We start from the raw sequence: 9,099 nt of genomic DNA on the forward strand, positions 1-9,099 counted from the left end.
ATGTTCAGAGTGCGAGGCGTTCGCGCCGCGGCCGCCGCGGCGGTCCTCGGCACCGCGATCGCGTTGACCGGCTGCTCCTCCGACGACCCCCTCGGCGAGGAGGATCGGTCGGAGTCGTCCGGTGATGCCATCGTCGTCGGCTCCCAGGCGTACTACTCCAACGAGATCGTCGCCGAGATCTACGCGCAGGCCCTGGAAGGCGCCGGCCACGAGGTCGAGCGCCGGTTCAGCATCGGCCAGCGCGACGCGTACATGCCGGAGGTCGAGGGCGGCGCCATCACGCTGTTCCCCGAGTACACCGGCAACCTGCTCCAGTACTTCGACCCCGAGACGGCCGCGCGGTCCCCTGAGGACGTGTACGCGGCGCTCCAGGAGGCGCTGCCCGGGGGCCTCACCGTGCTCGACCAGGCGAGCGCGACCGACCAGGACTCGTACACCGTCACGCGCGAGTTCGCGGACGCCAACGCGCTCACCACGATCGCCGACCTGGCCGGGGTGTCCGAGACGCTGACGCTGGGCGGCCCGCCGGAGCTCGCCGAGCGCCCCTACGGCCCGACGGGCCTGGAGGAGACGTACGGCGTGCAGGTCGAGTTCTCGGCGACCGGGGACACGACCGTCGAGGACCTTCTCGCCGGCACTGTGAACGTCGCGAACGTGTACACCGCCGACCCGCGGATCCAGACCGAGGACCTGGTGGTCCTGGAGGACCCGGAGTCGCTGTTCCTGGCTTCGAACGTGGTGCCGCTGGTCAGCGAGTCCGTCGCCGGTGACATCGCCGACGTCGTCAACGCGGTCAGCGCCGCGCTCACGCCCGAGGGCCTGGTGGCGCTCAACGTGCAGAGCACGGTCGACCAGGCGTCCACGCCGGACATCGCGTCGCAGTGGCTCGCGGACAACGGCCTGGGTTAGTCCGCAGGGACGACGTGAGAGCGAAGGCCGGTCGGTTCCGACCGGCCTTCGCTCATGCCGTCAGCCGGGTCCGGGCCTCCATGAGCGCGAAGCCGAGCAGGTTGAGCCCGCGCCACGCGGCGGGGCTGGACGCGCCCGGGTCGGTCTCGGCGAGGCCGATGCCCCAGATGCGGTCCCTGGGGCTCGCTTCGACGAGGACGCGTCCGGCGGTGCCGCGCAGGTAGCCGAGGAGTTCGGGGTGCTGCCCGAATTTGAGCAGGCTCGCGCGGACCACGATCCCGAAGCGCTCGGCCTCCCATGTGCCGTGGTCGAACCCGCGCACCTGGCGGCCGAGCTTCTGCGCCTGCGCGGGGTGCCCGCAGGCGAGGATCCGCTCGGCGTTCTCGGTGTCGCCGAACAGCCATGCCTTGTGCGCCATCATGTAGTGCTCGGCGGTGCGGTACCGGTGGCCGTCGTCGGTGAACTCGCTCGGCCACCACTGGCTGAGGCACCCGCGGCCGACGGCGCCGTCGGATCGGGCCCGCTCGTTCCAGAAGTGGAGGTACTTGAGGGTGCGGCCGCGGCGTTCGTACGCGATCGCCTCGTCGCGGGTGGAGGGGAGGGACATCGGGCCAGCTTCGCACGCGCGTCGGCGGCGGCGCAACGCCTTAGCCGAGGGCGCTCGACGCCGGAGTCGCGGCGCGGGCCGGGTCGGCAGGGCGGACCGGGATCGCGGTCTCGACACCGAAGGCACTTGCCGGGCGGCTAGGGGGAACGCTAGGGTCGGGGCACTCACTGGAAAGGGTGCACATGGGCGATCCTCAGCTCGCTGCGCTGGCGCAGCGGTACTTCGACTTTCACCTGGCCGACAACCCCACATCGGCCAGCTTCTACGGGATTCCCGGCTACGACGACCTGCTGCCGGACCCGAGTCGGGACGGGGACGAGGTGCGGCTCGGGCATCACGCCGAGGTGTCGGAGGGGCTCTCCGCGCTCGACGCGACGGCCCTCGAAGGGCAGGACCGGATCACCTACTCGATGCTCGGCCGGCTCGTGAGCGACCAGTCCGCGGTCATCAGGGCGCGGCTCGGCGAGGTCGCGCTGAGCAACACGATCAGCGGGCCGGTCACGTCGATGCTGTCGTCGCTGCCGCGGCAGAGTCTCGACTCCGAGCAGCGGAGCCGGGACTACCTCGTCAGGCTCGGCAAGCTCGGGGCGTACTTCGACGCGGTCCTGGAGCGGTACCGGCAGGCCGGCTCCGAAGGGCGGCACCAGACCCGGACCGGGGTACAGGGTGTGATCGAGCAGTTGGACGACTACCTCGCCACCGATATAGAACGGGATGTCCTGGCGGCGCCGACACCAACGGGCGTCGACGTGGACGAGTGGAAGGCCGAGGCCCGGGCGCTCGTGGCCGAGCGGGTCCGGCCCGCGCTCTCCCGCTGGCGCGAGGCCCTCGAGCGGGAGCTGCTGCCGGTCGCGCGCGGCGACGAGGCCGTCGGGATCTGCAACGTGCCCGGCGGCGACGAGGGATACCGGGCCGCATCCCGGCAGTTCACCACCACCGACCTCGATCCCGAGGCGGTGCACCGGACCGGGCTCGAAGAGGTCGAGCGGCTCCGCGGCGAGTTCGCCGAGATCGGCGCCCGCGCGCTCGGGACGGGCGTCGTCGCCGAGGTCGTCGACCGGCTCCGCGGGGACGCGTCGCTGCGGTACGAGACCGCCGACCAGATCCTGCACGACGTGACCGCGGCGCTGCGGCGGGCCGAGGCCGCCCTGCCGACCGCGTTCCTGGACTACGACATCGCGCCGTGCAGCATCGAGGAGATCCCCGCGACCGCCGCCAAGGGCTCGACTCTCGCGTACTACACCGTCCCCGCCTCGGACGGGTCGCGGCCGGGCACGCACTGGGTGAACACCTATGCGCCGCAGAGCAGGGCCCGCTACGAGTACGAGGCGCTCGCGTTCCACGAGAGCGTCCCCGGGCACCACCTCCAGTTCGCGCTCGGGCAGACCCTGAAGGACCTGCCGCAGTTCCGGCAGTTCGGGTACGTCACCGCCTTCGGCGAGGGCTGGGGCCTCTACACCGAGCGGCTGTGCGACGAGATCGGCCTCTACAGCGGCGACCTGGCCCGGCTCGGCATGGTCTCGTTCGACGCCTGGCGGGCCTGCCGCCTGGTCGTGGACACGGGGATGCACGCGTTCGGGTGGTCGCGGGAGCGCGCCGTGCAGTTCATGCGCGACAACACCGCGCTGTCCGAAGTGAACATCGCGAACGAGGTCGACCGGTACATCGCCTGGCCCGGCCAGGCGCTGGCGTACATGATCGGCCGCAAGCACATCGAGGGCCTGCGGGCCCGCGCCGAGCGGGAGCTCGGGGGCGCCTTCGATCTGCGGCACTTCCACGACCGGATCCTGACCAGCGGGTCGATCCCGCTGGAGACGATGACCGGCGTCGTGGAGGCGTGGATCGCCGAAACCCGATAGGACGCGAGGCGAGGACCGGCGGTTCGCCGCCGGTCCTTTTGCGTCCCTTCCGGAAACGGCTCGAACCGGGGCCGAGCTGCGGGGCCGCACCGGTCGTTGTCGGATTGGTGACAGACAGTGCCGTCCCGGTTGGGGATGATTTGAGCGCGGCGGCGGCTCCCCCCGGGCGCCGCCGCAACTCCCCCTCGCACCCCGCAGAGGCGCCGTATCCCATTGCGCCGCAATGCGCTCCTCATCGCCTGTCGAGTCCAGAGTGGATGCCGACCGCAGTGTCGCCTTGGTGCCGCACAAAAGCCGATTAGCGGATGAACCGGTAAAGAAGCGTGGAGAACATCACCATTCGGGAAGACCCCTTCCGCCCGTCCAACACTTAGGTTAGCCTAACCTACACGTTCCCCGAGAGAGACGTCCCCTGCGCTGTTCCTCTACGAAAGGCGACCTCCGTGCTGACAAGCGCCGACCTCCGTCCGGCTCCCGCGCCGCGCAACCGAACCGCCCCACCGGCCCTCCTCGGCCGCGACTCGGCGGCCGCCTACCGCGGCCTCATCGCCGACGTCGCCGAGCGCATCGCCGACCGGTTCGCCTCCGTCGAGCGGCCCTGGACCGGAGCCGTCCCGGCGGCGCTCGCGCCCGCCGTCGCGGCCGTCGACCTCGACCGGCCCCTGGAGTCCTTCGAGGCCGCCTTCGACGAGGTCGGCGCCCTGTACCTCGACGACGCGGTCTGGTTCCACCACCCGCGCTACCTCGCGCACCTCAACTGCCCCGTCGCGCTGCCGGCCGTCGCCGCCGAGACCGTCCTCGCCGCCGTCAACACCTCGGTCGACACCTGGGACCAGAGCGCCGGCGGCACCCTCATCGAGCAGCGCCTCATCGAATGGACCGCCCAGCGCATCGGCCTCGGCGCCGACGCCGACGGCGTCTTCACCTCCGGCGGCACCCAGTCGAACCTCCACGCGCTCCTCCTCGCCCGCGACGAGGCCGTCGAAGCCGCACTCCTCAAGCACCGCATCGAGACCGGCACCTCGATGCGCGGCGTCGAAGTGCTCCCCCGGCTCCGCCTCTTCGCCTCCCCGCACTCCCACTTCTCGGTCGTCAAGGCCGCCAGGCTCCTCGGACTCGGCGAGGACGCGGTCGTCACCGTCCCCGCCGACGACTGGTACCGCATGAACCCCGCCGCACTCGACGCCCGGCTGGAGACCTGCCGCGAGCAGGGCCTCATCCCCGCCGCGGTCGTCGCCACCGCCGGCACCACCGACTTCGGGTCCGTCGACCCGCTCGCGCCGATCGCCGAGATCGCCGCCGCGCACCGGGTCTGGCTCCACGTCGACGCCGCCTACGGCTGCGGCCTCCTCGTCTCCCGCGAGCACCGGGCGCTCCTCGCCGGCATCGAGTCCGCCGACTCGGTCACCGTCGACTACCACAAGTCGTTCTTCCAGCCCGTCAGCTCCTCCGCGCTCCTGGTCCGCGACCGGGCCGCCCTGCGCCACGTCACCCACCACGCCGACTACCTCAACCCGGCCGAGGGCGCCCTCCCGAACCAGGTCGACAAGAGCCTCCAGACCACTCGCCGCTTCGACGCCCTGAAATTGTGGATGACCTTGCGCACCTTGGGACCCGACGCGGTCGGCGCGATGTTCGACCGGGTCTGCGCGCTCGCCGACCAGACCTGGGACTGGCTCGCCGCCGACGCCCGCTTCGAGGTCGCCGCGCCGCCCTCGCAGCTCTCCACCGTCCTGTTCCGCCTCGCCGGAGCCGACGACGACACGCACCGCCTCGCCCGCGAGGCGCTCGCGGCCTCCGGCGAGGGCATGGTCGCCGCCACCCGCGTCGAAGGCCGCATCGCGCTCAAGCTCACGCTGCTCAACCCCGAGACCCGCCTCGACGACATCGTCCCCGTGCTGGAGGCGCTCGCCCGCCACGGCAAGACCGTGCAGGAGTCGGTGTGACCGTCCACTCGTCATCCGGCCGCACCGCCCCGGGCCGCGCCGGCCTCCGCGACTTCATCGGCATCGGGCTCGGGCCGTTCAACCTCGGCCTCGCCGCGCTCACCGCCCCGATCGACGACCTCGACGGGCTCTTCCTGGAACGCAAGCCGAACGTCGACTGGCACCCGGGCATGCTCATCGAGGGCACCACCATGCAGGTGCCGTTCATGGCCGACCTCGCGACCCTGGCCGACCCGACCTCCGAGTACTCGTTCCTGAACTACCTCAAGGAGAACGGGCGGATCTACCCGTTCTACATCCGCGAGTCGTTCTTCCAGCTCCGCACCGAGTTCCAGGACTACCTGCGCTGGGCCGCCGCGAAGCTCGACAACCTCGCGTTCGAGCGCGAGGTGACCGAGGTGACCTGGGAGGACGGCGTCTACGCCGTCCGCTCCGAGGGCCCCGGCGGCGAGCGCATCGACCTCGCGAAGCGCCTGGTGCTCGGCACCGGGACCCCGCCGTGGATCCCGCCGGCGTGCCGCGAGCTCGAGTCCGACACGGTGTGCCACGCCTCGTCGTACCTGGAGCACCGCGAGCGGCTGCGGGCCTGCAAGTCGATCACCGTCGTCGGCTCGGGCCAGAGCGCCGCCGAGATCTACCGGGACCTCCTGGGCGGCATCGACACCGGCGGGTACGAGCTGAACTGGGTGACGCGGTCCCCGCGGTTCTTCCCGCTCGAGTACACGAAACTCACGCTCGAGATGACCAGCCCGGAGTACGTCGACTACTTCCACGGCCTGCCCGCGGCCAAGCGCGACGAGCTCAACCACGCGCACAAGGGCCTGTACAAGGGCATCAACGCCGAGCTGATCAACGACATCTACGACGTGCTGTACGAGAAGAAGTTCACCATGGGGACCGTCCCGACCCGGCTGTTCACCAACTGCACCGTGGAGAAGGCGACCGGATGCGGCAGCGTCCGGCTCGGCGTCCGCCAGCACGAGCAGGACCGCAGCTTCGACCTGGCGACCGAGGGCCTGGTCCTCGCGACCGGCTACAGTTACCGCGTCCCCGGCTTCCTCGACCCCGTGCGCGACCGGCTGCGCTTCGACGCGACCGGGCGCCTGGAGCCCCGCCGCGACTACAGCGTCGACAAGGCGGGCGCGGGGGAGGTCTTCGTCCAGAACGCCGAGCTCGCCACCCACGGGTTCACCGCCCCCGACCTCGGCATGGCCGCCTACCGCAACTCCTGGATCATCCGGTCGATGACCGGCCGGGAGGTCTACCCCATCGAGCAGCGAATCGGCTTCCAGGAGTTCGGATCACCGTCATGACCACGCAGATGCTTGCCCCCGAGACCTTCTACCACCTGCACGAGCGGCTCGGCGACTTCGGGCTGCGCCCGGTCGACCCGCCGACCGACTCGCCGCTGCTGCACGAATGGGTCACGCACCCCAAAGCGCGGTACTGGATGATGCAGCACGCCTCGGTCGCCGACGTGCTCGCCGAGCACGAGGCCATCGAGGCCGACCCGCACCACTTCGCGTACATCGGCCTGTACCACTACCGGGCCCGGTTCCTCGTCGAGGTGTACGACCCCGCGCATTCGGAGCTGGCGTCGGCGTACGACCCCGAGGAGGGCGACGTCGGCATGCACGTGCTCACCGCCCCCGCGGACCAGCCGATCCCCGGATTCACCAAGGGCGTCATGACCGCCGTGATGCACCTGCTGTTCGACGGGTTCCGCGCCCGGCGGGTCGTCGTCGAGCCGGACACCGGGAACGAGGCGATCCACCGCCTGAACGAGTACGTCGGCTTCCGTCCGGAGAGGACGGTGCGCCTCAAGGACAAGGAGGCGCTGCTGAGCTTCTGCACCCGCATGGACTTCGAGCGGTCCGCCGCCAAGGGAGTGAACGCATGAGCGCCATCGACCACCTGACCCCCGAGCTGTGGCGGGCGGCCACCAGGAACCTGCTCGCCAAGGCGATCGGCGAGTTCGCGCACGAGCGCCTCCTCGTGCCCGTCAAGGACGGCGACGCCTACGTGCTGGGCGCCGAGCGCGAGCGGTACCGCTTCCGTGCGCGGCGGTTCAAGCTCGACCACTGGGTCGTCGACCCCGCGTCGATCGAGCGCACCGGCGCCGGCGGCGCCGCGCTGGAGGCGGACGCGGCCGCGTTCTTCCTCGCGTTCAGGGGCGAACTCGGCCTGAGCGACACCGTGCTCCCGGTCTACCTCGAGGAGGTCGCCGCCACGGTCAACCGCGGGGCGTTCCAGCTCTCGGAGGACCAGCCGAGCGCCGCGGCGCTCGTCGGCTCGGGCTTCCAGGCGATCGAGGCGGCCATGACCGGCGGCCACCCGTGCTTCGTGGCCGGGTCCGGCAGGCTCGGGTTCACCTCCGAGGACTACCAGGCGTACGCGCCCGAGGCCGGCGCGGGCGTGCGGCTCATGTGGCTGGCGGCCCTCCGCGAGCACGCGATGTTCGCGGCCTCGCCCGAACTGGACTTCACGTGGCTCCTGGACACCCAGGTCGACGCCGACTCCCGCGAGTACTTCGCGTCGATGCTCACCGACCGGGGCCTGACCTACGACGACGTCTACCTGATCCCGGTCCACCCGTGGCAGTGGCGCAACAAGATCTCGGTGACGTTCGCGCCCGAGATCGCCGCCGGGCGGCTCGTCCCCCTCGGCGAGGGCCACGACGAGTTCCAGGCGCAGCAGTCGATCCGGACGTTCTTCAACCGCACCGACCCGGGCCGCGACTACGTCAAGACCGCCCTGTCGGTGCTGAACATGGGCTTCATGCGGGGCCTGTCGACCGAGTACATGGAGGTCACGCCCGCGATCTGCGACTGGGTCGCCGACCTCGTCCACGGCGACGCCACGTTGAAGCGCCACGGCGTCACCGTCCTGCGCGAGCGGGCCGCGGTCGGCTACCGGCACCCGGCGTACTCGCAGGCCCCGAAGGGCTCGCCGTACCGGAAGATGCTCGCGGCCCTGTGGCGCGAGAGCCCGGTCCCCAAGCTCGCGAAGGGCGAGCGCGCTGCGACCATGGCGTCCCTGCTGCACGTCGACCGCGACGGGAAGCCGTTCGCGTCGGCGCTCATCCGCCGCTCGGGGCTGCGCCCGGCCGACTGGCTGCGCGGCTATCTCGACGCGTACCTGGTGCCGCTCGTGCACTGCCTGTACAAGTACGGGCTGGTGTTCATGCCGCACGGCGAGAACATCATCCTCGTGCTCAAGGACGGGGCCGTGGAGCGGGTGTTCCTCAAGGACATCGGCGAGGAGTGCGCGGTCCTGGAGCCGTCCACCGAGGTCCCCGAGGCGATCGCGCGGATCCGCGCCGAGGTGCCCGACGACGTGCGGGCCCTGTCGATCCTCACCGACGTCGCCGACTGCTTCCTGCGGTTCCTCGCCGGGATCCTGCACATCGACGGGGTGCTCAGCGAGGACGAGTTCTGGCGGGTCGCGGCCGAGGCGCTCAAGGACTACCAGGCCGCGCACCCGGAGCTCGCCGACGCGTTCGAGCGGTACCCACTGTTCGAGGAGTCGTTCACGCTCTCGTGCCTGAACCGCTTGCAGCTCAAGAACAACCAGCAGATGGTGAACCTGGAGAACCAGGAGGAGAGCCTGATCTACGCGGGCCGACTGGACAATCCTCTGTCCGCCTGGCGCTAGGCCGTGTTTACGAACTGAGGAAGCCTCCTGTTGAATCTGTTGTGCTGCAACGATTTCAATAGGAGGCTTCTGTGTCGAGCCTATCAGGGCGCGGGGATCTGACCGATAAGCAGTGGGAACGCCT

The 9,099-nt window shown here is 70.8% G+C and carries 7 protein-coding genes; 6 read left to right on the forward strand and 1 reads right to left on the reverse strand.

Annotation, left to right across the window (positions count from 1 at the left end; translation table 11 throughout):
- Positions 1 to 909, forward strand: coding sequence for an ABC transporter substrate-binding protein (locus tag GFD30_RS17005; RefSeq protein WP_153026388.1), 909 nt, complete (start codon positions 1 to 3; stop codon positions 907 to 909).
- Between the two features lie 52 nt (positions 910 to 961).
- Here GFD30_RS17005 and GFD30_RS17010 read toward each other — a convergent pair whose 3' ends face one another.
- Complete coding sequence (locus GFD30_RS17010) at positions 962 to 1,516, reverse strand: NADAR family protein (protein WP_153026389.1); 555 nt, start codon at positions 1,514 to 1,516, stop codon at positions 962 to 964.
- A gap of 182 nt (positions 1,517 to 1,698) precedes the next feature.
- Here GFD30_RS17010 and GFD30_RS17015 point away from each other — a divergent pair, with 182 nt between their 5' ends.
- The 5 genes from GFD30_RS17015 (at position 1,699) to GFD30_RS17035 (ending at position 8,975) form a co-directional block, all read left to right on the forward strand.
- The gene (locus GFD30_RS17015) at positions 1,699 to 3,375 is read left to right on the forward strand and encodes a DUF885 domain-containing protein (RefSeq protein WP_153026390.1); all 1,677 of its coding nucleotides are present in this window, start codon (positions 1,699 to 1,701) and stop codon (positions 3,373 to 3,375) included.
- Between the two features lie 446 nt (positions 3,376 to 3,821).
- Positions 3,822 to 5,321, forward strand: a complete 1,500-nt coding sequence (locus GFD30_RS17020; RefSeq protein WP_153026402.1) for a pyridoxal phosphate-dependent decarboxylase family protein — start codon at positions 3,822 to 3,824, stop codon at positions 5,319 to 5,321.
- Entirely contained in the window at positions 5,318 to 6,634 is a 1,317-nt protein-coding gene (locus GFD30_RS17025; RefSeq protein ID WP_322633345.1) for a lysine N(6)-hydroxylase/L-ornithine N(5)-oxygenase family protein, read from the forward strand. The genes GFD30_RS17020 and GFD30_RS17025 overlap by 4 nt, the downstream gene beginning before the upstream one ends.
- Positions 6,631 to 7,221 (forward strand): GNAT family N-acetyltransferase, encoded by a 591-nt coding sequence (locus GFD30_RS17030; protein WP_227996498.1) that lies wholly within the window; start codon positions 6,631 to 6,633, stop codon positions 7,219 to 7,221. Before GFD30_RS17025 ends, GFD30_RS17030 begins: the two co-directional genes overlap by 4 nt.
- A complete protein-coding gene (locus tag GFD30_RS17035) occupies positions 7,218 to 8,975 on the forward strand; it encodes an IucA/IucC family protein (protein ID WP_153026391.1) in 1,758 nt (585 codons plus the stop codon). The genes GFD30_RS17030 and GFD30_RS17035 overlap by 4 nt, the downstream gene beginning before the upstream one ends.
- Positions 8,976 to 9,099 lie beyond the last annotated feature (124 nt).

The organism is Glycomyces albidus, assembly GCF_009451885.1.
GTDB lineage: Bacteria > Actinomycetota > Actinomycetes > Mycobacteriales > Micromonosporaceae > Glycomyces > Glycomyces albidus.